The organism is Sphaerimonospora sp. CA-214678, assembly GCF_050942215.1.
Classification (GTDB): domain Bacteria; phylum Actinomycetota; class Actinomycetes; order Streptosporangiales; family Streptosporangiaceae; genus Sphaerimonospora.
In genome coordinates this window covers 1,246,337-1,270,134 of the sequence record NZ_CP192056.1, presented here as the reverse complement: position 1 = coordinate 1,270,134, position 23,798 = coordinate 1,246,337, and the positions used below count along the sequence as shown (strand labels likewise).

At 70.4% G+C, this 23,798-nt stretch carries 23 protein-coding genes; 10 read left to right on the top strand and 13 right to left on the bottom strand.

Annotation, left to right across the window (positions count from 1 at the left end; translation table 11 throughout):
- Positions 1–5 precede the first annotated feature (5 nt).
- Both ACQP1K_RS05980 and ACQP1K_RS05975 read right to left on the bottom strand, forming a co-directional pair.
- Complete coding sequence (locus ACQP1K_RS05980; RefSeq protein ID WP_433499866.1) at positions 6–710, bottom strand: response regulator; 705 nt, start codon at positions 708–710, stop codon at positions 6–8.
- Positions 711–861: 151 nt separating this feature from the next.
- Positions 862–1,254, bottom strand: coding sequence for a hypothetical protein (locus tag ACQP1K_RS05975; protein ID WP_433499865.1), 393 nt, complete (start codon positions 1,252–1,254; stop codon positions 862–864).
- A gap of 77 nt (positions 1,255–1,331) precedes the next feature.
- Between ACQP1K_RS05975 and ACQP1K_RS05970 the strand changes: the two genes are divergently transcribed.
- A complete protein-coding gene (locus tag ACQP1K_RS05970; protein WP_433499864.1) occupies positions 1,332–2,972 on the top strand; it encodes an alpha/beta hydrolase in 1,641 nt (546 codons plus the stop codon).
- Positions 2,969–3,439, top strand: a complete 471-nt coding sequence (locus tag ACQP1K_RS05965; RefSeq protein WP_433499863.1) for a hypothetical protein — start codon at positions 2,969–2,971, stop codon at positions 3,437–3,439. Before ACQP1K_RS05970 ends, ACQP1K_RS05965 begins: the two co-directional genes overlap by 4 nt.
- A 105-nt stretch (positions 3,440–3,544) precedes the next feature.
- Here the strand turns inward: ACQP1K_RS05965 and hpf are convergent, their stop codons facing one another.
- Entirely contained in the window at positions 3,545–4,222 is a 678-nt protein-coding gene (hpf, locus tag ACQP1K_RS05960) for a ribosome hibernation-promoting factor, HPF/YfiA family (RefSeq protein WP_433499862.1), read from the bottom strand.
- Between the two features lie 548 nt (positions 4,223–4,770).
- The gene (locus tag ACQP1K_RS05955) at positions 4,771–5,637 is read right to left on the bottom strand and encodes an ArsR/SmtB family transcription factor (RefSeq protein WP_433499861.1); all 867 of its coding nucleotides are present in this window, start codon (positions 5,635–5,637) and stop codon (positions 4,771–4,773) included.
- Positions 5,638–5,780: 143 nt separating this feature from the next.
- Between ACQP1K_RS05955 and ACQP1K_RS05950 the strand changes: the two genes are divergently transcribed.
- Positions 5,781–6,143: an ArsR/SmtB family transcription factor gene (locus tag ACQP1K_RS05950; protein WP_433499860.1), complete on the top strand. Its 363-nt coding sequence runs from the start codon at positions 5,781–5,783 to the stop codon at positions 6,141–6,143.
- Entirely contained in the window at positions 6,140–6,628 is a 489-nt protein-coding gene (locus ACQP1K_RS05945; protein WP_433499859.1) for an SRPBCC family protein, read from the top strand. The genes ACQP1K_RS05950 and ACQP1K_RS05945 overlap by 4 nt, the downstream gene beginning before the upstream one ends.
- Before the next feature lie 9 nt (positions 6,629–6,637).
- On the opposite strand, the gene ACQP1K_RS05940 is transcribed toward ACQP1K_RS05945, so the two are convergent.
- The 4 genes from ACQP1K_RS05940 to mtrA all read right to left on the bottom strand — a co-directional run bounded on the left by ACQP1K_RS05940 (position 6,638) and on the right by mtrA (position 11,745).
- Positions 6,638–7,393, bottom strand: coding sequence for a ComF family protein (locus ACQP1K_RS05940; RefSeq protein WP_433499858.1), 756 nt, complete (start codon positions 7,391–7,393; stop codon positions 6,638–6,640).
- Between the two features lie 55 nt (positions 7,394–7,448).
- A complete protein-coding gene (locus tag ACQP1K_RS05935) occupies positions 7,449–9,221 on the bottom strand; it encodes an LpqB family beta-propeller domain-containing protein (protein WP_433499857.1) in 1,773 nt (590 codons plus the stop codon).
- 88 nt (positions 9,222–9,309) lie between these two features.
- On the bottom strand, positions 9,310–11,052 hold the full coding sequence (gene mtrB / locus ACQP1K_RS05930) for an MtrAB system histidine kinase MtrB (RefSeq protein ID WP_433499856.1): 1,743 nt from the start codon (positions 11,050–11,052) through the stop codon (positions 9,310–9,312).
- A gap of 15 nt (positions 11,053–11,067) precedes the next feature.
- A complete protein-coding gene (mtrA, locus tag ACQP1K_RS05925) occupies positions 11,068–11,745 on the bottom strand; it encodes an MtrAB system response regulator MtrA (RefSeq protein WP_055478012.1) in 678 nt (225 codons plus the stop codon).
- Positions 11,746–12,129: 384 nt separating this feature from the next.
- Here mtrA and ACQP1K_RS05920 point away from each other — a divergent pair, with 384 nt between their 5' ends.
- The 5 genes from ACQP1K_RS05920 to ACQP1K_RS05900 all read left to right on the top strand — a co-directional run bounded on the left by ACQP1K_RS05920 (position 12,130) and on the right by ACQP1K_RS05900 (position 18,032).
- Positions 12,130–13,497, top strand: a complete 1,368-nt coding sequence (locus tag ACQP1K_RS05920; protein ID WP_433499855.1) for a glycerophosphoryl diester phosphodiesterase membrane domain-containing protein — start codon at positions 12,130–12,132, stop codon at positions 13,495–13,497.
- A complete protein-coding gene (locus ACQP1K_RS05915; protein WP_433499854.1) occupies positions 13,494–14,156 on the top strand; it encodes a DUF4129 domain-containing protein in 663 nt (220 codons plus the stop codon). The genes ACQP1K_RS05920 and ACQP1K_RS05915 overlap by 4 nt, the downstream gene beginning before the upstream one ends.
- A complete protein-coding gene (locus ACQP1K_RS05910) occupies positions 14,153–15,418 on the top strand; it encodes a DUF4350 domain-containing protein (RefSeq protein ID WP_433499853.1) in 1,266 nt (421 codons plus the stop codon). The genes ACQP1K_RS05915 and ACQP1K_RS05910 overlap by 4 nt, the downstream gene beginning before the upstream one ends.
- A 32-nt stretch (positions 15,419–15,450) precedes the next feature.
- Complete coding sequence (locus tag ACQP1K_RS05905; protein ID WP_433499852.1) at positions 15,451–16,512, top strand: AAA family ATPase; 1,062 nt, start codon at positions 15,451–15,453, stop codon at positions 16,510–16,512.
- 110 nt (positions 16,513–16,622) lie between these two features.
- The gene (locus ACQP1K_RS05900; protein WP_433499851.1) at positions 16,623–18,032 is read left to right on the top strand and encodes a DUF58 domain-containing protein; all 1,410 of its coding nucleotides are present in this window, start codon (positions 16,623–16,625) and stop codon (positions 18,030–18,032) included.
- Positions 18,033–18,125: 93 nt separating this feature from the next.
- Here the strand turns inward: ACQP1K_RS05900 and ACQP1K_RS05895 are convergent, their stop codons facing one another.
- The 4 genes from ACQP1K_RS05895 to ACQP1K_RS05880 form a co-directional block, all read right to left on the bottom strand.
- Positions 18,126–18,719 (bottom strand): GNAT family N-acetyltransferase, encoded by a 594-nt coding sequence (locus tag ACQP1K_RS05895; RefSeq protein ID WP_433499850.1) that lies wholly within the window; start codon positions 18,717–18,719, stop codon positions 18,126–18,128.
- Positions 18,716–20,194: an APC family permease gene (locus ACQP1K_RS05890; protein WP_433499849.1), complete on the bottom strand. Its 1,479-nt coding sequence runs from the start codon at positions 20,192–20,194 to the stop codon at positions 18,716–18,718. The genes ACQP1K_RS05895 and ACQP1K_RS05890 overlap by 4 nt, the downstream gene beginning before the upstream one ends.
- A gap of 135 nt (positions 20,195–20,329) precedes the next feature.
- Entirely contained in the window at positions 20,330–21,049 is a 720-nt protein-coding gene (locus tag ACQP1K_RS05885) for a GOLPH3/VPS74 family protein (RefSeq protein WP_433499848.1), read from the bottom strand.
- A gap of 164 nt (positions 21,050–21,213) precedes the next feature.
- Positions 21,214–22,206: a stage II sporulation protein M gene (locus ACQP1K_RS05880; protein ID WP_433499847.1), complete on the bottom strand. Its 993-nt coding sequence runs from the start codon at positions 22,204–22,206 to the stop codon at positions 21,214–21,216.
- Between the two features lie 75 nt (positions 22,207–22,281).
- Here ACQP1K_RS05880 and ACQP1K_RS05875 point away from each other — a divergent pair, with 75 nt between their 5' ends.
- Positions 22,282–23,193 carry an RDD family protein gene (locus ACQP1K_RS05875; protein WP_433499846.1) on the top strand — a complete coding sequence of 304 codons (912 nt, stop codon included), beginning with the start codon at positions 22,282–22,284 and terminating at the stop codon, positions 23,191–23,193.
- A gap of 157 nt (positions 23,194–23,350) precedes the next feature.
- Here the strand turns inward: ACQP1K_RS05875 and ACQP1K_RS05870 are convergent, their stop codons facing one another.
- Positions 23,351–23,761, bottom strand: a complete 411-nt coding sequence (locus tag ACQP1K_RS05870; RefSeq protein ID WP_433499845.1) for a VOC family protein — start codon at positions 23,759–23,761, stop codon at positions 23,351–23,353.
- Positions 23,762–23,798 lie beyond the last annotated feature (37 nt).

Sequence of the window (23,798 nt, the reverse complement as noted above, 5' to 3'; positions counted from 1 at the left end):
GGGACCTAAGTGATCTCCAGCAGACGCTCACGCACCGCGTAGACGACGGCCTCCATCCTCGAGTGGAGCTGCAGCTTCTCCAGGATGTTGCGCACGTGGTTCTTGACCGTGTTCTCGGAGATGAACAGCTCCTTGGCGATCTCCCTGTTGTTCATGCCCTTCGCGACGAGGCGGAGCACCTCCATCTCGCGATCGGTCAGCTTCGGCACCGGGAGCTGCGGCGGCCGCTCGGCCTCCTTGCGGCTCATGGTGGCGAACTCGGAGATCAGCTTCGCCGCCATCGCGGGGTTGATGAGCGACTGTCCCTCATGCACGCCGCGCACCGCGTCGGGCACCTCGTCGAGTTGGACGTCCTTGAGCAGATATCCGGTGGCGCCCGCCTTGATCGCCTCGAAGAGGTCCTCCTCCTCGTCGCTGACCGTCAGCATGATGACGCGGGTGCTCGGCACCGATTCCTTGATGGCCCGGGTCGCCTCGATGCCGTCCTGCCGGGGCATCCGGACGTCCATCAAAATCACATCGGGCAGCAGCCTGTCGGCCAGTTCGACCGCCTCACGGCCGTCGCTCGCCTCGCCTACGACTTCGATGTCCGCCTCCGCGGCCAGCGCCAGCTCAAGGCTGCGGCGGATAAGCGCGTGGTCGTCGACGATCAGCACACGGATCGGCTCGCCGCGACCGGCCACACTGGCAACCTCGTCGGATCGGGTCACGAAACCTCCTCGCGGGGGCCAAGGACGCTTAAACACTTTCCCGCAAAGCTTCACGGGCAACGCGCTGACCGTCATCATTACACGGTTCTGGACGAGATGCGGATCTTCGTCGGTGCGACATGGCCTCCACCCGCCCAGGTGCGGCCCCCGGTCACCCGACGCCGTGCTCGGCGAACACCGCTGAGACGGCCGGACCCATCGGAGTCAGCTGCCGCCGGAGGTTCTTCAAGAGTTCATCGCGCTGCCTCAGCAGATCGTCTCGAAGCTCCGGCAACTGGACGAACACCGGCTGACCAGCGAACATCGGGTCGGGGATCGTCACGGCCGCGCGCCGGAGCAGCCTCGCCCGCTCGCGCAGCCCACCGGTGACGGCATCGACGGTCCGCGTGATCGCGCCGAGCTCTGTTCGCACCCTGTCGTGGTGGGGACCTTTCCACCGCATCCGGCTGACTGCGTCGCTGACAGGCTTCAGCACCCCGTCGATGGCCTCGGCTAGATCCTCGTGTTCGTATGCCAATTGGGCCAAATCGTCATTCAGCGACATCCCCGTTTCCTATCCGATCGACACCGGCGTGCAAGAATGCTTCCACATCGTGTAAACAACGGCTAGGTTCTTGTGTCGTGGATCCAGAGCGGGTGGTCGACGCGGACGAGCTCGAACAATTGGCCAAGCTGCTCATCGACAGACGGCAACTCGCGGAGCAGTACTATGCCCAGGCCTGCCAGTTCGTGGGGCAGTCGGGGGCGAACCAGTTGGTGACCGTACTGAAGTGGGCCACCGACACCGCAGCCGACCTGCGCAATCGCGCCGACATCGCTCGAGCTGCGGAAAAAGGTGGCGATCCCTTCGGTTCTTTGTCCACATTCGGACTCACCACGGCAATTACCACGATTTCCGGTCAGGATAGAACTCGACTGAGGAAAGGCCTCAAATCTCTCATCGCCGATAGCGGTAAGGCCGACCCGGAACAGCGGGCGCAGGCGATTCGCGAGTTCTTCGGGAAATTGACCACTGCCGAACGGTCCTGGCTCGCCGTCGATCAACCCGGGGTGGTCGGCCGATTGGACGGCGCTCCCGCGAAAGTTCGCTATGCCGCCAATCGGCTCCTGATCGAGCGCGCCCTCGCGCACGAGCAGCGAAACCTGCTCGAGTTGAAGACGGCCGATCCCGCAAACCCCCGGATGAAGATCCTTGAGCAGCGAGTAGCCCGCATGGCGGAGTTCCTCCAGCCCCGGACGACCGGCGACGGCCAACTCAAGCCCCGGCAGTTCCTGCTCTTCGATCCCGCCGACGACGGCCGGGTGGCTGAAGTCTTCGGCGATCTCGCCAGTGCCGAAAACGTCGCCGTCATGGTCCCCGGCATCACCAACCGACTCGACAACTACAGAGACATCTTCAAAGACGCGCAAAACCTGATCGCCGACCGGTCGACCGGTAAGGATCTCCCGGAAACGGCAGTGATCACCTGGCTGGGATACGACACACCCGAGTTCGGCGACTCCGTGCTACCGGCCAAGGCCGAGGCGGGTGCTCCCGCCCTGCACTCGTTCCGGGCCGGGCTGGAGGCGGCCACGGGGGCGAAGTTCGCACTGTTCGCGCACAGCTACGGCACTCTGCTAGCGAGCAAGGCACTTCAGCAGGGCACGCCGTTCGACTCGGTGGTCTTCATGGGCAGTCCCGGCCTGGGCCCCAACATCAACAGCGCGGCCGATCTCAAGCTCGCCCCCGGCACCCGGGTTTTCGCCATGCGGGCTCCCGGAGACGTGGTCTCCTATACCGAGGCACACGGCAGGGATCCGGCCGAGTTGTCCGGCATCCAACGGCTGGCCACCGGTGCCTCGTCCGGGCACTCGCAGTATTACATCGCTGACAACACCGCCTTGCACAATCTGCAAGCCGTTGTTACCGATGGTAGGTGCGTGCAGACGTTCACAGGGTCGCCGAGGCTGGACGACGAACAGTTCGGCGCGAGCGGCGTGCGCGTTCTGGTCCGGGAGCTCCAGAATCGGGTGCCGCAGTGGAAGACCGCCGAGCTCGCCGCAACGTTCGAGCCGGTCATCAAGGATGCGCTCGACGGGAAGACCGACCAGAAGACCACAATCGACCGGGCCATTCAGGAGCTCAAGAAATCTGATCTCGGCGGTTACCTCTCCGCCGCCGACGTCGCCGAGATCACCGGCAAGGCCCTCACGGCGGCCGGCGAGCCGCTCGCTGAACGGGCCGTCGTGTTCACCGCGACCAGGGGAGCCTTCCCGCGATGAGATTCCCCACCTCGCTCAGCGGCGTCGTCACGGTGCTGGCCCTGCTCACACTCATGACCGCCTGCACGAGTGAACCGGAGACGAGGATGACGCCCGAGCAGTCCCGTGAGGTCTTCATCACCGAGGCCAAGGCCATCATCCGAGCAGTCTTCCCCGGCGCAGATCCTCTCGTGGTCGTGAAAGTAAAGGATGTTCCATGCGGTGGACCGGTCGGCACCGACTTCTCAAGCGTGGAAAGCAATATCAACGTTCACAGCGATGCCCCCGACAAGCCGGATCCCGATGAGGTCTTTCAGAAGGTCGTTGACACGCTGAAACAGCGAGGTTGGAAGATCAACTACATCGAGGAGCGCATCACGGGAGCCAGACGCAAAGGTGTGGGTGGCATCAGCGCCGGAGTAGGTGACTCTCCCGTTGGCATCAACATCCTCGGCGACACCGAGTGTGTGCGGAACCCGGATGGTTGATGTGCGCTCTTTCTGACCGGGCATGGGCCGTACGGCTGAACGGGCCGGGACAGCAGCGCAGGCCGGACCTCCTGGATATGGTCCGACCTGCGCCCAGGCGGAGCGTCAGCCCTCGACGAGCCTGAGGACTCCGTAGTTGTAGCCGCGCCGCCGATAGACGACGCTGGGCAGTCCTCCCTCCTTGTCCCGGAAGAGGAAGAAGTCGTGGCCCACGAGCTCCATCTCGAAGAGCGCCTGATCGATCGTCATGGGCTCGGCCTTGTGGAACTTCTCGCGGACGACGAGCGGGCCGTCGCCGTCCATCTCTATCGGGACGATCGACTCCCCGTCCTCGCCCCGATCCTTCTGTGCGGCCGGCTGCGCGGCGGCCGCCACCGGCGCCTGCTCCGGCGATGCCACCTGGGCGGCGGCCTTCTCGGCGACCTCAGCGGGAAGGCCGACGCCGAGATCGGCGAGCGAGAAGGGCAGGCTCTTGCCGTGATGGGCCTTCCGCCTTCCGCTGAGCCGCCGCAGCCGCTCCTCCAACTTGGCGAGTGAGATGTCCAGGGCGGCGAACCGATCGTCCGCGGAGGCCTCCGCGCGGATCACGGGCCCCCGGGAGTACACGGTCAGTTCCACCCGCTCCCGATGACCGCTCTGCCGATGGTTGGGTAGTTCGGAAACTTCGACGTCTACGCGGATAAGCTTGTTGTCCAGCCGTTCGATCCTGGCCAGCTTGGCAGTCGCATGATCACGGAACCGGTCACTCACTGCGGCGTGCCGTCCCTTGACGATGATTTCCACGCATAGCCCCCCTTCGCACGTCGACTGTTCTGTACAGCGCTCGAAGCACCCGTCCGGCCGACCTGGTCTTCGTCCCCACATTCGCCTGCTGAGGGGTTCGCAGCTCAATCGCCACTACTGCCCTTCTCCTCTGACGGGAGGCATCTGGCCTTCCGGGAGGGCAGGACTTACTTCTAAGCCGCACCGTGATCGGTCGACCAAGAGTCGCCTTACGTGGACCGTTTCGCCTGCGGCTGGCATCGGCTAGCCAGGCCGGACCCCTGAACGGAGTCGGCCCGGTGCAACCACGGACCCGAACGGGTGCCATGTCTGCACGCTAGCCGCTGCCGACAGGAATGTCAGCCACGAGATCCGGCAGACGATCACTTTGCGTTGTCCGGGTTTCGGATGGGACCGGTGAAACGTACGTCCAAGAGACCGGAACGGCCGGGGATCTCACCTCTCCCAGGGCCCCGACCAGGGGAGTCGCGCCGGCAGCGGCACGCACGTGCGGTCTTCGGCCGTGTACGACTTTGAGCCATATTTACTGTCGGTGATGACCTGTCGGCTTACTCCCCCGGCGTGTCGTGCCGATCCGGCGACGGCTGGGATCTCGGACTCGCCGCCTTCGGCGATCCCGGCTCGGCCGCGCCGGCCGGCAGGACCTCACCGGTTTCGAGGAGGGTCTTGAGGCCGGACAGGACATGCGGCCAACCTTCGCCGATCATCGACAGCACGGTGCTCCCGGGTTCGAAGCCGTCGTGCACCACGGTCAGCCTGACCGACTGCACGAGATCTTCGATCTCGAAGGTCACCTTCGAGCGGCGCTCCCCCGCCAACTCGGCGAGCGTCTCGCCGTCGAGGCCGACGGCCTCACCGAACTCCCGGGTGAACGTGTGCCATGTGTACGACAGCCGGTGGTAGGGGTCGGCCTCGAGGACGACCTGGTCGGGATCGGTGATCGTCACATCGGCGTGTTCCCATGTGATGGGCGAGCCCACCTGCCAGTCCGATATGAGCGCCGTACCCCAGTAGCGGCGGGTGAATGACGCCTCGGTCAGCCCCTGCCAGAGCCGCTCCGGCGTGGTGTTGATGTAGGTGGTGTAGACGAACTCGGGCCTGTGCATCGGGCTGCCCTCCAGCGCTCTCTTCAAGTCCGACAGAGCGTGAACCCGGTGTCGGTCGTATCGGCTGATCCATCGTTCGGCGATGGCGTTGATCGGGGCGGCGTTGAGGTAGTGCAACTTCTCCCGGCCCCGCCGGACCGTGGTCACCAGGTCGGCCGCCTCCAGGATGGCCAAATGCTTGCTGACCGACTGCCGGGCCATGTCCAGGCCCGCGCACAACTCCCGCAGGGTCTGCCCGTTCCGTGAGTTGAGGCCGTCCAGCAACCGACGGCGACTGGGGTCCGCCAGCGCCTTGAACACCTCGTCCATGCCCCCGACTCTCGCCACTCCGAATATGCAGCCGTCCGGCTACCTAAAGATATGCAGCCGGACGGCTGCATGTCAATCACCGCGAGACCGCCCGGACGAGACCCCGTTGACAGGGAGAGTCAGTAAGTACAGACTTACGGTTCGTGGGAACTAACGGAGCCGCCGCGCTCTCCGCACTGGCCGACCCGACACGGCGCGCCATCTTCGAATGCCTCGCCCGCGGCCCCAAGGCGGTCGGCCTGCTCGCCGAACAACTGCCGGTCAGCAGGCCGGCGGTGTCCCAGCACCTGCGCGTGCTGAAGGACGCGGGTCTCGTCACCGACCAGGCGGACGGAACCCGGCGCATCTACCGCATCGACCGGCAGGGCGTCGACGCGATCCACGCCTATCTGGACCAGATGTGGGGCCAGGCACTGCGGAGTTTCCAGGAGACGGCGGAGCGGTTGGCCGCACAGGAGCGGAACGGCCCGCCGGAAGGCGATCACCAAGAAGAGGAGCGACCATGAGCGACGACTTCATCGAGCCGGTACGGCACACGGTGACGGTGCCGCTGCCGATCGAGCGCGCGTTCAGCGTGTTCACCGACGGCTTCGACACGTGGTGGCCACGCAGTCACAGAATCGGCGCGACGGAGATCGCGGAGACGGTCCTCGAGCCGCGGGCGGGCGGCCGCTGGTACGAGCGGAGCGTGGACGGCGTCGAGTGCGACTGGGGGCGCGTCCTGGTCTTCGAGCCGCCGCACCGGCTGGTCGTGACGTGGCACATCAACGGACAGTGGCAGTACGACCCCGACCCCGGCCACGCCAGCGAGGTGGAGGTGCGCTTCACCGAGGACACCGGGCACACCCGGGTCGATCTCGAGCATCGACACATCGAACGGCACGGCGGCAGCGCCGTACGGCTGTCGGAGGCGGTCGCGTCGCAGAACGGATGGTCCGTCATCCTGGGGGGCTACACGAAGATCGCGGCCAACACGCCGTCCCGGTCGTGACGCGTCTCCTCACGCCGGGCGCCTCAGGACGCGGCCGTTCCGTCCCGGCGGCCGGGTTGCGGTCCTCCTGGGGGTGGCGGCGACCGTGACCGCCAGCGGCACCTCGGCACCCGCCAGGCGCAGCGCCCGTGCCGCCTCCGCCAGCGTCGATCCGGTGGTGACGATGTCGTCGACCAGGACGACCACGGCTCCCCGGCGCTGAAGCGCCGCCAGAAGACCCGTACGGCCGGGCGCCACCTCGAACGCGCCCGACAGATTAGCGGCACGCCGCGCGGAGCTGAGCCCCGCCTGATCGGCCACCCGTCTCGACTGCCGGAGCATCGGCACCGACACGACCGGCGGACCGAGGAGGCGCAGCTCCGCCGCCGCGGCCTCGGCGACGGCCCGGACGGGGTCGTGACCCCGCTTCCGCGACGCGGCACGGGCGCTCGGCACCGGGACCAGCGCCAGCGGCCGCGACCACCGGTCGGGCGGCTCGGTGCGAACCTCAAGCGCCGCGGTCACCACCCGGGCGAGGCAGACGGCCAGGACCGGGGCGACGACCGTACGGCCGCGTTCCTTGAGTGCGAGGAGCATGCGGCGGGCCGCGCCGTCATAGGTGGTCGCCGACCAGCAGTCCGGCAGACCCGCAGGCGGTGGATTTGGCGGCCGGGCGGCCGGATTCCGCAGCAGCTCCGCCGTACAGGCGCGGCAGGCCGCCGATCCCGGTTCGCCGCAGCCGGCGCAGCGGGGCGGGAGGACGAGATCGAGAAAGGCCGCGAGCACGGCCCCACCATGCCAGGAGCCACCGACAGAACCGCCCGGCCCCGGCCTCCCGGCGTCAGCCGAGGGGGTAGACGGGGTTGGCGGCGCCGTCCTTGGCGAGCACGGCCCACTCCCGTTTGTCTCCGCTGTAGGTGCGCACCTCGCCGTGGCCCGGGCCCGGCTCGCCCTTGTCCGTGTCCGTTCCGGCCAGCACGTGATCGGGGGCTCCGGCGATCGAGTCGAGCTCGGTCTGGGCGTCGAGCTTGATCGCCCGGGCCGCGACCGGAATGCCCTCCATGACCGACCAGGTGGCGAGCTCCTGGCCGCCCTTGCCCTTGGAGAGCACGAGCAGGTCGGCGGCGTCCTGCCAGGCGATCGCCTTGATCTCCTGGCGGTCCTGGGCCTCGACCAGCGTCCGCACGTTGCCGATCCTGATCTGTTGGCCGACCCGGAAGACCGTGCCGACCTTCACGGTGGTGCCGAGGCCCTCGTCCATGATCACCGCTACCCGGGCGCCGTCACGCGACACCCGGAGCGCGCTCAGGCGGCCATTCGCCAACTCGGGCGGGATGCCGACCCGGCGGGCCTCCCCCTGGGTCGCCTGCCACACCCGGGTCTTGCCCGGTTCACTGATCTCGGCGGCCCACACCGATCCGTAGCGGTCCCACGAGGGGCCGGTGAGGTCCTTGCCCGCGATCCATCGCTGCCACTTGTCCCCCGGGGTCGTACCCGTCACGTAGACCCCGTCGCCGTTGGCCAGCGCCGCGATCCTGGGCTGGTAGTCCCCGGAGACGGCGGGGGCCCGGAACTCGACGTCCCGCTCGCCCGCCGCGCCCGGGAGCGGGTCGCCGCCGCCCTTGTCCTTCACCCGGTGCAGCCTGCCGTCCTGCATGAAGTACGCCTGGGCCTGGGGCGTCACCACATCGGGGTCGAACTGGGCGTAGTCCGACAGCTTGAAGCGGAGGCCGGTCCCGCGGAAGAGCTCGCCGTTGACGCGGATCTCGACGGTGAAGCCGGTCACCAGCTCCCTCAGGCTCCACACGAGCTGGGCCTTCATCGTGTCGATCTGGTCGTCGGAGACCGACTCCACGGCCGAGGTGAAGTCGACGACGAGCGTGTCGCCGCCCTCGACCGTGATGCGGTTGAGTTCCGTGCCGCTGGGGAAGGCGCTGACGACCGCGCCCTGGATCGGCTGGGTGGGGCCGGCGAGCAACCGGCGGACCCGGGTCTCGGGCAGCCCCCTGCCGGGAATGATCGGCACCCACACCCGGTCGACGACGAGGCCGTTGACCGGGGTGGCCGGGGGGAAGCACAGGTCAACGGGGCGGTAGGCCCGCTGGAGGTCGGCCGACGACAGGAGCCGTCCGTCGGGCAGCTGAGCGATCCGCCACTGGCCGTCATCCTCCTTGACCAGCCGGAACGTCTCGTCCACCGCGCCGGTCGCCGGTGTGTAGCCGCCGCCGGGCCCGATGGTGGCGACGGCCGTGCCCCTGAGCGTGACGGTGGCTTCCTTGGCGTCTTTGAGCGTACGCATCGGGCCCGAGATCTTGCCCTCTTCATAGACCCTCGTCTGCTTCGAGGGGTTCCACTTCCGGGAGGCGTCGGCGGTCAGATACCGCTTGGCCGTGGTCAGGCGGGAATCGTCGAAGCTCGCCGTGGCCGCCTGGAACCCCTTGACGACGTCCTCCGGCGAGGCGTCCTTCCGCGGGGGCTCGGCGATCATGCGGACGTACTGCTGGCTGAGCGTGTCCCTGGCCCTGTCCTCGGCCACGACGCGCGGGCTGCCGCTCGTCGGCACGGTGGTGCATCCGGCGCCCGAGGCGAGCAGGGCGAACGCGGTGGCCGTCACCGTGACGCGCCGGCAGGCGCGTCCGGGGGAAGATCGGGATCGCCCGGGCTCCCTGGCGAGGTGGGCGCCTCCCGTCCAGGTCGATCTTTTACGAATCATCGAAACCGCCCGCGTCCGCGGTCTCCCGTGCTCCGACGCCGACCTCCGAGATCGCCCCGGCCGCCGGAGACAGGACCGGGGTGCCGTGCCCCCGCCACGAGCGACGCATCTCCACCTCGGGCGGCACCAGCGGCAGCGGCGATCCCCTGAGCGGAGCCCCGGCCACCCTGGGCAGCGACAGGCGGAACTGACTGCCCTCACCCGGCGATCCCCAGGCCTGCAGCCAGCCGCCGTGCAGCACGGCGTCCTCCCGTGAGATGGCCAGCCCCAGGCCGGTGCCGCCGATGGTCCTGGCCCGTGACGGATCCGCCCGCCAGAACCGGTCGAAGACCATCGTCTCCTCACCCGGCTTGAGCCCCACTCCGTGGTCTCGTACGGCGACGGCCACGGCGTCGCGGTCGGCGCCGAGGGTGACCACGATCTCCCTGCCCTCGCCGTGCTCGATGGCGTTGAAGAGCAGATTGCGCAGGATGCGCTCGACCCTGCGGCTGTCGACCTCGGCCACGCAGGGCTCACTGGGCAGGCGCAGCTCGAACCTGGTGGCCTGCCGTTCCGCCAGCGCCTCGGAGTCGCCGACCGCGCGCAGGACGACATCGCGCATGTCGGCCGGCTCGAGATCGAGCGTGGCCGCACCCGCGTCGTGGCGGCTGATCTCCAGCAGGTCGGCGAGCATCGACTCGAACCGCTCAAGCTGGTTCTGCATGAGCTCGGCCGACCGCGCGGCGGCCGGGTCGAAGTCCTCCCGGCTCTCGTACAGCAGATCGGCCGCCATGCGGACGGTCGTCAGCGGGGTGCGCAGCTCGTGCGAGACGTCGGAGACGAACTGCCGCTGAACCTGGGACAGCTCCTCGAGCTGGTGGATCTTCAGGGTGAGGTTGGAGGCCATCTCGTTGAAGGAGGCGGCCAGCCGGGCCAGGTCGTCCTCCCCGCGTACTTTGAGGCGCTCCTCCAGCCGTCCTGCCGCGAGCCGTTCCGCCGCCTGCCGCGCGAGCCGTACGGGGGTGACGACCTGGCGGGTGACCAGGGAGGCGATCCCGGCGAGCAGCAGCACGAGCACCACGCCCGCGAGGATCAGCATGCGCTGCACGGCGAGCAGCGTGGTATCGACCTCACCCAGTGGGAACAGGTGGTAGATCTCGTAGGTCCCGTTGATCCGGGCGCCGATGACGATGCCGCTGACCGGCTGCCTGTCGCCCACATAGCGGAGCTTCGTGGGCTGCTCGACGAGCCCGTCGCTGCGCAGCACCTTCGCGCGCAGGGCTTCCGGCACGCTCGCCGGATCGATGCCGCCGGTGGCCCGGCGCTGGCCCACCTTGCTCTCGTTGAAGGTGACGATGTCGTAGCGCCCGCCGGACCGATCGACCAGTGCCTGGGCCGCCTTCCCGACCGGGTCGCCGGCCTCCCCCTCCGTGCCGCCCGGCATGGCGTCGGTCAGGTCGGGCGGCGGCGGGACGAGATAGCCGCTCGCCGTCGCGACGTTGGCCTGCGTCTCCTCCCTGGCCGACTGCAGGGCCCCCTGGAGCACCGACTTCGTGATCGACTGCATGAGGAACACGCCCAGCACCACCACAACGGTCATCGACAGCACGAGCGTGCTCGTGACCACACGGAACTGCAGCGAGCCCCGCCAGCTCCGCCGCAGCCTGCCCGCCGCACGGCGGGCGCGCCTGCGCACCCCCCGGGCGATCTGACCCGGGGTCCGGCGACGGGACCTGGCGGCTGAGGCGGGCATGCCGGAGGTGAGGCGTTACGCCGGGCCGGCCTTGTAGCCCACGCCTCGGACCGTCACCACGATCTCGGGGTGCTCGGGGTCCTTCTCTATCTTCGCGCGGAGCCGCTGCACGTGCACGTTGACCAGCCGGGTGTCGGCGGCGTGGCGATATCCCCAGACCTGCTCGAGCAGCACCTCGCGGGTGAACACCTGGCGCGGCTTGCGCGCCAGCGCCACCAGCAGGTCGAACTCCAGCGGCGTGAGGTTGATCGTCTCCTCGCCCCGCTTCACCGAGTGACCGGCCACGTCGATGGTGATGTCGCCGATCTGCAGGATCTCCGGGGTCGGCTCGTCGGTACGGCGCAGCCGAGCGCGGACGCGCGCCACGAGTTCCTTGGGCTTGAAGGGCTTGATGATGTAATCGTCGGCGCCCGATTCCAGGCCGAGCACCACGTCTATCGTGTCGCTCTTGGCCGTCAGCATGACGATCGGGACGCCGGACTCGGCGCGGATGCGACGGCATACGTCTATGCCGTCGGCCCCGGGCAGCATCAGGTCCAGGAGGACGAGGTCGGGCCGGGTGTCGCGAAACGCGTCCAGCGCCTTGTCACCATCGGAGACGAACGACGGCTCGAAACCCTCCCCGCGCAATACGATGCCGAGCATCTCGGCGAGAGCGGCGTCGTCGTCGACGACCAGCACGCGTCCTTTCATAGCCCCTCATTCGTTCTACGCTTGGGAGATTCAGGTGATTATCACAGGTTTCACTGGAAGGTTACCCGTGGGCGCCGCTTGGGGGTAACACCACCATCACAGAGGACGAAGTTTAGGCCCAGGAGCGAGGAAGCGCGATTACCTGACCGGATGCGGGCAGGAGCTTGAACCGCGCCCGACACTCGCCCCGGCGTCTCAGCGGCCGTCCGGGCGCGGAAGAGCGACTCCCGCGCGGGCCTCGTCCGAGTCTCCCCGCCGGTCTCGTACGGCTGATCCGATCGCGCGGGACCTGCCATGCCAAAGGCCGCTCCGACCTGCGCCGCGCCACCACACGGCGGGTCACGCCACCGTGCGGCGAGCCGTACAACATGCCAGGATTGGGACATGACAGACGCCCCCGATCCTACGCCCGACGTACCCCCCGGCTGGTCGGCCGAGCAACCTCCGCCGTACCGCGGCGGGGCCGCCACGTCCTGGGTCTCGCCAGGCGGCCAGGAACGGCCCGGCGCCTCCCCCGACCCCGGAAACCCCGGCGACCCCGGCGGCCCCGGTCCGCAGCGGCCGCCGTACGGCACGCCCCACGGGCACGGACCCGGTCCGTACGGCCACGGCGGGCAGCAGTACGGCGAACAGTCCGGGCCGTACGGCTTCCACCCGCAGCCCCAGGCCCCCCGGCCCGGCATCATCCCGCTGCGCCCGCTGGCCCTCGGCGACATCCTCGACGGTTCGATCAAGCTGATCCGGGCCAACCCGAAGGCGACGCTCGGCCTCTCGGCCGTCGTGGCCGCGATCACCACGCTCCCGATCACGGTCGGGCAGGCGTTCCTGCTGCAGGGCTACGGCACCGCGTTGAGCGGCGAGTCGGAGACGACCGAGATCCTGCCCATCGGAGAGGTCATCGACCTCACCGGCACGCTGATCTCCCTCGTGATCACGTTCTTCGCCACCACGGTCCTCACCGGCATCCTCACCCGGGTGCTCGGCCGCGCCGTCTTCGGCGGACGCATCACCGCCGGCGAGGCCTGGCGGCTGGCCAGGTCGCGGGTGCCCGCGCTGCTCGGGCTGGTCCTGATCCAGGGGCTCATCCTGCTCGCCCCGGCGCTGGTCGCGTTCATGGCGTTCGTATCGCTCATGATGGCGGGCTCACTCGACGATCTGGACGGTTCCAGCGTGGGGGCGATGTTCCTCCTCGTCCTGCTGTTCATCCTGCTCTACATCCCCTATGTGCTGTTCTTCCAGACGAAGCTCGCCCTGGCCGCCCCATCGGTCGTGCTGGAAGGGCTCGGCGCGACCGACGCCATGCGCCGTTCGTGGCGGCTGGTCAGGGGGGATTCGTGGCGGGTGCTCGGCATCGTGCTGCTGACCGGGATGCTCATCGGGTTGGTGGGCGTGGTGCTTTCCTTCCCCTTCAGCCTCGCCGGGACCCTGCTCGGGCTCTTCGGCGAGGGCTCGGCCGCATCGGCGATCATCGGGGCCCTGCTGGTGTCCGTCGGCGGCATCCTGACCTCGATGATCACCTATCCGTTCCAGGCGGGGGTCAGCGGGCTGCTGTACGCCGACCGGCGGATGCGGGCCGAGGCGTTCGACCTCGTGCTGCGGACCGCCGCCGCGCGTAACCAGGAGCAGGGGTGGGTGCACGCCGGCGTCGACGACCTGTGGCATCCGTCCTACGCCGCGGCGTCGGCCCCCGGGGCCGACCCGGGCACCGGGGCGCCGCCCCACCAAGGCCCGTACCAGGGGCCCCGGCCGTGACGCTGTCCTCATGGACAGCCCTGTCGCTGGTCGGGTCGCCGATCGGACCCCCCGTCGATGTCGGACGCGACCAGGCCCGGCAGGAGGCGGAGCGGGAGTTGCAACGGCCGGACTACCGGCATGAGTCTCTGGTCGACTGGCTCTGGCGGAAGTTCACCGAGTTCCTGGGCGATCTGCTCGATTCCGGCACGGGCTCGGCCGGCGGCGTCGTATCGCTCATCGTCATCGGCCTGATCCTCGCCGCCCTGGCGGCGCTGCTGCTGTGGGCCCTGCGCCGGATGTCGCGCGTCGGCGGCGGCGGCGCCGGCGGCGTCTTCGACCGGCCGGAGCTGTCCGCCGCCGAGCACAGGACCGCGGCGCAGCGGCACGCCGCCGACGGGAACTGGCGCGCCGCCGTCCAGGAGCGGCTCCGCGCGATCGCCCGAGACCTGGAGGAGCGCGCCATCGTCAGCCCGCTGCCCGGCCGCACCGCCACCGAGCTGGCCGAGGCCGCCGGCGCCGCGCTGCCGTCCCACGCCGTCGCGCTTCGGCGGGCGGCGCGCGTCTTCGACGACGTCACGTACGGCGAAGCGCCCGGCACCCGGAAGGCGTACCTCCAGCTCACCACTCTCGACGACGACCTCAGGAAGGCCCGGGTCTCGCTGGAGGCGGCCACGTGAGCACCCGGACGAGCGACGGCCGCCCCGCGACCGGCGGGCCGAGGCCGCCCGAGGCGGAAGAGACGGTCTCTCCCCCCGACGGCGCTCCTCCCGAGACGGGAACCGCCGTGGTGAAGACCGGGCGGTGGCGCCGGCTGCGCGGGATCGCACTGGTGGGGATCATCGTGGTGGCCGCGGCGGTGGTGCCGCTGCTGCTGTCGCCGTCCGGTGACGCGGGCGGCAGGTACGCCGACCCCGCCGACACGTCCCCGGTGGGCACGCGGGCCCTCGCCGAGGTGCTCGCGGATCACGGCGTCGCGGTCGAACGCGTCGACGGCGTCTCGGCCGCGCTGGCCGCGGCCGGCTCCGGCAGCCTGCTCGTCGTCACCGAAGCCAGCGAGGTGAGCGAGGCGGACGCGAGACGGCTCGCCGCGTCCCCGGCCGACCGTCTCATCGTGGGGCGCGCGGCGCACCTGGGCATCCTCGCGAGCGGGGTCAGGCCCGAGAACCGCGCCGTCCGCACCAGATCACGCGATCCGGAATGCGGGCTACGGGAGGCCGCCCTGGCCGGGAGCGCCTATCTGGGCGGCATGTCGTTCACGGGGCCGGCCGGGTCCACCGGCTGTTATCCCGCCGGCGGGCGGCCGACCCTGGTCCGGTACGTCCTCGACGGGCGCACGGTCACCGTGGCCGGCGACGGCGGCTTCATGACCAACCTCCGGCTCGCCGAGGACGGCAACGCCGCGCTCGCGCTCAACCTGGCCGGGGCGAAGCGGCGGGTGGTCTGGCTGGTCGCCCCGGATGTCGTGGACCGCGTCGACGCCGGAGAGGCCGGCGGATCCGATGCCCGGGAGGCGCGGACGCTCGGCGACCTCGTCCCGGACGGGGTCGGCTGGGCGGTCCTCCAGCTCGTCGTCGCGGTGGCGGCGGCCGCCGTCTGGCGTGGGCGCAGGCTCGGCCCGGTCGTGGTCGAGCGTCTCCCCGTGATCGTCCGGGCGTCCGAGACCGTGGAGGGGCGCGGCCGGCTCTACCGGGCCAGGCGGGCGCGTGACCGGGCGGCGCTCGCGCTGCGTGCCGCCGCGGCCGACCGGATCGTCCCGCGGCTCGGGCTGCCCGCCGCCGCGCCGCCCGGCGAGGTCGCCGCGGCGGTGGCCGTACGGACCGGGGAGGATCTGAACCACGTGCGGACCACGCTGTACGGCCCGGCGCCGAAGGACGACGCCGGCCTGGTGGCGCTCGCCGAGCACCTCGACAGACTCGAAAGGCAGGTTCGAGACTCTTGACCGCAGCCGTGTCACCCGGATCCTCCGGAGCAGTGCCTTCCGGATCAGCGGGAACAGCGCCTCTCGGATCCGCTGGATCTGCGGGAGTCGCCAGGCCCCCCGCGTCGACCGCGCCCGGATCGAACGCGCGGGGAACCGACCCGCCGGGGGCCGAGGCGGCCCGCGGCGCGCTCGCCGCGCTGCGCGCCGAGGTGGCCAAGGCCGTGGTGGGCCAGGACGCCGTCGTCACCGGCCTGGTCATCGCGCTGCTGTGCCGGGGGCACGTGCTGCTCGAAGGCGTCCCCGGGGTGGCCAAGACCCTGCTGGTCCGCACGCTGGCGTCCGCGCTCGCGCTGGATTTCAAGCGGATCCAGTTCACCCCCGATCTGATGCCCGGTGACGTCACCGGCTCGCTCGTCTACGACGCCAAGACGGCGGAGTTCGAGTTCCGCAAGGGGCCGGTCTTCACGAACCTGCTGCTGGCCGACGAGATCAACCGGACCCCGCCGAAGACCCAGGCCGCCCTCCTCGAAGCGATGGAGGAGCGCCAGATCAGCGTGGACGGCGCAGCACGCGCGCTGCCCGATCCGTTCATCGTGGCCGCCACGCAGAACCCCATCGAGTACGAGGGCACCTACCGGCTTCCCGAGGCGCAGCTCGACAGGTTCCTGCTCAAGCTCACCGTGCCGCTGCCGCCCAGGGAGCAGGAGATCGCGGTGCTGGAACGGCACGTGCAGGGGTTCGACCCCCGCGACCTCTCCGAGATCGAACCGGTGGCCACGGCCGCAGACCTCGCGGCCGGTCGCGACGCCGTCAAGCAGGTGCACGTGGCGCCGAAGGTGCTCGGATACGTGGTCGATCTCGCCCGGGCCACCCGCGATTCTCCGTCGCTGCGCATCGGCGTGTCCCCGCGAGGGGCGACCGCGCTGCTCGCCGCGGCCCGCGCGTGGGGCTGGCTGTCGGGACGGTCCTACGTCACCCCCGACGACGTCAAGGCCCTGGCCCGGCCCGCGCTGCGCCACCGCGTGCAGCTCAGGCCGGAGGCCGAGATCGAGGGCGCCACGCCCGACGGCATCCTGGACGGCATCCTCGCCACCGTCCCCGTCCCCCGCTGACAGGAGCCTGCGATCTTGCGACATCGCATGCGGCCGGGCCGACCGGCAGATATGGAGTTCGCGATCACGCAGCAGGAGGCGGCAGCCGTACCGACAGGAGCGGCCGCGTCGTGGCGCTGACCGGACGCGTCGCCCTGCTCGCCGCGCTGGGCGCCGTCGCCGTGCTCTTCGCGCAGCGGCCCGGACTCGCCGTGGCCGGGATCGCGCTGCTGCTCGCCGCGCTCGTGGTGGTCGACCTGCTGCTCGCGGGCAGCGTGCGCGCGCTGCGCTTCGTCCGGGACGGCGAGCGGCTGGTACGGCTCGGCGGGTCGGCCGAGATCGGGCTGATCGTGGAGAACCCCGGCGCCCGCCGGGTCCGGGGCGTGCTGCGCGACGCGTGGCCGCCCTCGGCGGGGGCGAGGCCGCACCGGGTGCGGTTCGCCGTGCCGAGCGGCGAGCGGCGGCGCCTGACCACGACGCTGACGCCCACCAGGAGGGGGGACAGCGAGGCCGTCGTCGTGACGGTCCGCTCACTCGGGCCGCTCGGCCTGGCCGGGAGGCAGGGCACGCACCGGGTGCCGTGGTCGATCCGGGTGCTGCCGCCGTTCCTCAGCCACAAGCACCTGCCCGGCAGGCTGGCCAGGCTGCGGGAACTGGACGGCAACCACCCGGCGCTCGTACGCGGTCAGGGCACCGAGTTCGACTCGCTCAGGGAGTACGTCGCCGGCGACGACGCCAGGTCCATCGACTGGCGGGCCACCGCCAGGCGCTCCGACGTGGTCGTACGGACCTGGCGGCCCGAGCGCGACCGGCGCGTGCTGATCGTCCTCGACACGGGCCGCACGTCGGCGGGCCGGGTCGGGGCCGCGCCGATCCCGCTCGCCGGGGAACCACCGGCGGGCGACGGGAAGCCGGGCGGACCACGAGCGGGGCACGGCGGGCCTGCGGCGGCGGAGGCCGCCGGCCGTCCAGAAGCGGGCTGGCCCAGGCTGGACTGGTCGATGGACGCCGCGCTGCTCCTCGCCGCGCTCGCCTCACGCGCCGGAGACCGGGTCGACTTCCTCGCCTATGACCGGAAGGTCCGCGCGTCGCTGTCCGGGGCCTCCCGGACCGAGCTGCTCTCCTCGCTCGTCGACGTCATGGCGCCGATCGAGGCGGAACTCGTCGAGTCCGACGGGGCCGGGATGGTGTCGGCCGTGCTGGCCAGGACCGGTCGCCGCTGCCTCGTGGTGCTGCTGACCGACCTCAACCCGGCCTCGCTCGAGGAGGGCCTGCTGCCGGTGCTGCCCCAGCTCTCCTCCCGCCATCTCGTCCTGGTCGCCGCCGTCGCCGACCCGCGGGTGGCCGCCATGGCGTCCGGCAGGGGCACGGCCGAGCGCGTGTACGACGCGGCGGCGGCCGAACGCCTGCGCGGGGAGCGGCGCAGGATCACCGCGCTGCTGCGCGGCCACGGCGTCGAGGTCGTGGACGCGCTCCCCGAGGACATCGCGCCCGCGCTGGCCGACGCCTACCTCGCGCTCAAGGCCGCCGGCCGCCTCTGAAGAACGCTTCGCACGCCTCCTCGGGCACCCCACCGCCGGCGAGGGGCCCGTACGGAGAACTCCGTACGGGCCCCTCGTGGAAGCAGGTCGGGCTCAGGATGCCGGGGGCCGCCACATCGGGAACATGGGCGGGCCGTCGGGCAGGATCAGCGGCTCGCCGAGATCCGCATAGCCGTGACGCAGGTAGAACTCCCGGCTACGGGCGTTGCTGGCCTCCAGATAGGCCGCGGTCCCCGCCTCGTCGAGCCTGCGGTGGTGCTCCGCCAGCAGCCGGCTGCCCAGCCCCTGACTCTGCCGGTTCGGCACCACCGCGAGGAACGCGAGATAGCAGTGCGGGTCGTGCGGGTGCCGCTTGTCCATCTCCTCGCCGAGCAGTGTGAACCGCTGCGCGTGCGAACCGGCGAACGCCGCGAGGCGCGCCTCCAGGTCCGGGACGTCGGGAAGGGGCGGGGTCTGGTTGTCGAACCACACGGCGGCCGCCGACATGTCCGCCGTCACGTAGACCTCGCCGTGTGCGAAGGCGTGCTCGGTGAACAGGGCGAAGTACGGCGGCAGCACCTGGCGCCGGTCCTCGTCGGGCCGGACGATCCAGGTCGAGACCTCGAGGTCGTGGAAGGACTCCGCGATGATCGCGCCGACGACCGCGGCGGCCTCCGGAGTGTGCTGGATCCGGATGAGCTCGGTCAACTGCTCCTCCTGACTGCGGCCTGGGCGCCCAGGCCGATGTTGGCGTAGACACCGGGACGGTTGCGCCGCAGGGCGAGGCCCCAGGCGACGCCGAGCCCGATGGCGGCGAAGTAGGCGGCGGGCAGGGCCCAGCGGAGCAGGGAGTCGGGAGCCACGCCGAGGACCGTGTCGAAGTTGACCAGGGCGAGCCCGAGGACGACGATCAGCAGCACCGAGGCGACGGCCGGCGCGATCCGGGTCCGCCAGGCGTTCTCCACGCCGGGGGTCTTGAGGAAGAAGGCCAGCACGGCGACGGACGTACCCGCCAGCAGCAGCAGAACACCCAGGCCGCCGAACGAGCCGATCGTGAAGAACAGGTGGACCAGCGGATCCAGGTCGAAGGCCGCGTACAGGACGATCACGGCCAGCCCGAAGACGCTCTGGGTCAGCGAACCGATGATCGGGGCGCCGGTCGGCGGGTTGGTACGGGCGAAGCCGGCGGGCAGGACGTTCTCCCGGCCGAGCGCGAAGACGTAGCGGGCGATCGTGTTGTGGAAGGCGATCATCGCGGCGACGATGCTGGTCACGAACAGGACGGACCCGATGGTCGCGATGGTCGACCCCAGGTGCTGCCCGGCGAGGGCGAACAGGAGCTCGGGGCCCTGCTCCCGGGAGGCGCCGACGATCCTGTCCACGCCGACGGGCACGGTCAGCGCCCACGACGACAGCGCGTACAGCGCGGAGATGACGACGAGCGCGACGTAGGTGGCGAGCGGCACCGTGCGCCTCGGATCCTTGGTCTCCTCGGAGAACACCACCGACGACTCGAAGCCGGAGAACGACGCGACGCAGATCGCGATCACGGCCCCGACGCCGGGCACGAAGAGGTTCCCGGGGTTGAAGACCCCCATGCTGTAGCCCGCCGCTGCGGCCGGGTGCAGGAGATTCGCGATGTCGAACACGACGACGACGGCGACCTCGGTCAGCAGCAGGACGGACAGGACCTTGCCGTTCACGTCCACCCGCATGAGCCCGAGCACCCCGGTCAGCGCCCAGAAGGCCAGTGCGATCAGCCACCACGGCGGCGAGATGCCGAACCAGTCGACGAACAGCGGTTCGGCGGCCGAGCCGATCACACCGTAGAGGCCCACCTGAAGCGCGTTGTAGGCCAGCAGCGCGACCCACGCGGTCGCCACGCCCACCGGCCGGCCGAGGCCTTTGGCGGTGTACGCGTAGAACGCGCCCGCGTTGACCACGTAGCGGGCCATCGTCACATAGCCGACGGCGAACAGCCCGAGGATGGCGCCGAGCAGGATGAACGCCAGCGGCACACCGGTGACGCCGGTCGCGGCGTAGGCCGTGCTCACCACGCCGGCGATGACGGTCAGCGGCGCCGCCGCCGAGATGACGAAGAACACCACGGACGGCACGCCGAGGCGGTCTTTGGCCAGCGCCGCCGAGACGGCGCTCGTCGTTCTGTGCTCTGTCAGGGACATGCGGAAACTCCGTGGAGGGGGGCGTCGGTTCGCACCGGAACTTTCACCGGGACCTTTTACATGGGCACTTTTATGGACGCTTTTACGCGCGCTTTCAGGGAAACTTTCGCCTGGGCCGCTTTAACCCGGGTGCTTTCATCGGGGACTGATGACGGCGTCGCCGATGGCCGCCTTGGTCTGGGCGATCAACTCCCGGTACGGCGCCGGCAGCCCGGCGATCGAGTCCGCCAGGTGTCTCGACTCCGGCTCCCACAGCACCGCCCTGGCGACCGTGGTGGCGACGACCAGCCCCAGCAGGAGCGCGTCGCGGATGTCAAGCCGCTGACCACGCTGAATGGCGAGGTTGAGCCGCCCGACGGGCCACAGGGCCGCGTTGGGATCGACGGGGACCTGCGGACGGGACCGGAGCGGCAGCCGTCTGCCGGAGCGAGGTCGCAGCATTCCGGCCCCGGTCAGGCGGGCGGCCACGTCGGCGTGAGCCGTACGAGCGAGGAAACGCAGCCACGTCTGCAGCGAATGGGCGGGCTCGGCGAGGATGTGGCCGAGCGCGGTCTGGGCGACCTCGTCGATCGCCGTCGGCGCGCCCGGCCCGCGGGTCGCCCCGGGCGCATGGGCCCTGCCCGGCGCGGAGACCATGCCCGGCGCGGGGGCGGGATGGAGCGGGGTGAGCCGCGCCTGGCCCGCGGCGACCGCGATGGCGACGCGCCCGGCGAGCATCAATTCCCCCACGATGGCCGCGGCCAGACCGAGCCCGGTCAGCCGAGGATGCAGCCGCATCTGGCCTGTTCTGTCGTCATGTATGACGAAGTAGAGGTCACTTGCCAGGAGGTGGCCCGCAAGATCGGCTTCAGTCACGAGAGGCGATCGTATAACCCGATTGTCAGCCTTGTCAGCCCTGTGAAAGAAATTAGAATTTTTCGGTCAGGACGCGGTCTGACATCGCCGGGAAATTGGTCAGAATGCGGCTGACTCAAATATCGGAATTTCGGGCTACCTAAATTCGTTCCCGTGTGGTGTCGTCAGACGCTGGGAGCCAGATCTGGGGCGTCCTCGATGTCGCCGGTCTCGTCCGCGCGTACGGCACGGCGTCCGAAGACGATCACGTAGGTGAGGAAGAGCGCCTCGGCCAGCGCTCCGATGGCGATGCGGGCCCACGTGGGCAGGCCCGACGGGGTGACCCCGGCCTCGATCAGCCCGGAGATCAGCAGCACGGCGACCAGCCCCAGGGCGACGCTCATCACGGCCCTCCCCTGCTCGGCCAGCACCTCGGCGCGGCGCCTGGGCCCGGGGTCGATCACCGTCCAGCCGAGCCGCATGCCGACCCCCGCCGCGAGGAAGACCGCGGTCAGCTCCAGCATGCCGTGCGGCAGGATCAGTCCCCAGAACACGTCGGCCTTGCCGTTGGCGTGCATCAGCCCGCTGACGATGCCCAGGTTCGCGGCGTTCTGCCAGAGAATCCACGGAATCGGCAGCCCCAGCAGGATCGCCGAGACGATGACCTGCAGCGACACCCAGGCGTTGTTCACCCAGACCTGACCGGCGAACGAGGCGGCCGGATGCTCGGAGTAGTAGTCGGCGAAATCGTGCTCGACGAGCTGCCCGATCTCCTGGGGCGTGCCCAGGACCGCCTGGACCGAGGGATCCCGCACCACCCATGCCCCGAGCACGTAGGCGACGGCCAGCGACCCGAGCGCCGCGCCGAACCACCACCGGCCGGCCCGGTAGGCCACGACGGGGAACGACACCGTGAAGAACCGGACGAGCTCCCGCCAGGCCGGGCTGTGCGCCCCGGTGACCGCCGAGCGGGCCCGCGCGACCAGCGACGACAGCCGGCCCACGAGGACCGGGTCGGCCGATCCCGAGCGGACGATGGACAGGTGCGTGGTCGCCCGCTGGTAGAGCTCGATCAGCTCGTCGACCTCGGCGCCGTCCAGGCTGCGACGCCACCGCACCAGTTCGTCGAGCCGGTCCCAGACCGGTCCGTTCACGGCGACGAACGCGTCCATGTCCACGCATCGGACCCTATCGGGCCCGTTGACGGTCAGCGCGGCGGAACCGGTGCCGACGCCCCCGGTAGGGTGCCCAGTGTGTCCGAAGTCGTGACGGGCGAGGCCGTGGTCGTCGAGGTGGGGGTCGCCCAGTTCTCCAGCCGCGCGCTGGCGTTCCTGATCGACTTCGTCATCCAGATCGCCCTGCTCATCGCCGTGTACCTGCTCATCGCCCTCGCCTCCCCGATCATCGACGACGCACTGGCCGCCGGCCTGAACATCCTGCTCGCCGTGCTCGTCATCGTGGCCTGTCCGGTGGCGTTCGAGACCGTCAGCAGGGGCCGCAGCGTCGGCAAGATCGTGCTCGGTCTGCGGGTGGTGAGCGACGACGGCGGGCCGGAGCGCTTCCGCCAGGCGCTGTTTCGCGGGCTCGCCGGGGTCGTGGAGTTCTGGATGTTCGCCGGCGCCCCCGCGCTCATCACCTCGCTCGCCAACGAGAAGGGCAAACGGCTCGGCGACATCTTCGCCGGCACCCTCGTCATCGGGGAGCGCGGGCCGCGCCAGAGCCCGCCGCCGATCATGCCGCAGCGGCTCGCCTCCTGGGCCGCCACGCTGGAGCTCTCCCAGCTCACCGACGAGCTGGCGGGCGCCGCCAGGCAGTACCTCTCCCGCCGGCACGATCTCGCCCCCGCCGTCCAGCACGAGATGGGGACGCGGATCTCGGCCCAGGTGATGTCCCGCGTCACCCCGCCGCCTCCGCCGGGCGTCCCACCGCACGCCTATCTCTCCGCCGTGCTCGCGGAACGCCGCCGCCGCACCGAGATCCGGCTCACCCGGGCACAGGCCCGCCGGCCCTCCGTGCCGCCCTGGCACGGCGCATCCCATGGGCACGGCGCATCCCATGGGCACGGCGCATCCGGCGGGTACGGCACGGCGACGGGAACGGACCCCGGAGCGCCGCAGGGTCCGCCACCTGGGCCGACGCCCGGCGGGTTCGTCCCACCCGCCTGATTTCTCGATTAATTCCCGGCCGGAGGTGTACATCCCCGTTCCCGGGGCACCTGTGACCCTCGCAGGCCTTGGGGCAGTGCCTGTGAGTGGGGTTGAGGCGGGCGCGACCGGAAGGCGGAGGAGAGGTCGTCTCACGGTCGTGCCCGTCCTCGTCGGGTCACCCGCCCAGCAGTTGGGCCACGACGATCACGTTCCCGTACAGATCCGCGAAGTGGAGCGAGCGGCTGTCCGCGTCGTCACGTTCGTTCCACACCCGGACGCCGTGCTCACGCAGCCGCACGCCGACCCGATCGAGGTCGGCCGTGTAGAGGACGAGTAACGGCTGTCCCCCGCACTGGCGGCCGATCAGATCTCGCTCCCGGTCCGAGGTGGCGGGCATCAGCCAGAGGCCGGTCCCGTCCTGGCCGGGCACACCGATGTGCAGATATCGATATCCGCCGGCCGTCCGGTCGTGCAGCACGGTGAAACCGAGGACGTCCCGGTAGAACGCGAGCGCCGCGTCGGGGTCCGCTACGAGCACCACCAGCCGGCCGACCCCGGAGAACAGGTCATCAGAGCGAGAAGCCATGCCGAGAAACCTAGCCTGGCCGACCGACATTCCGACG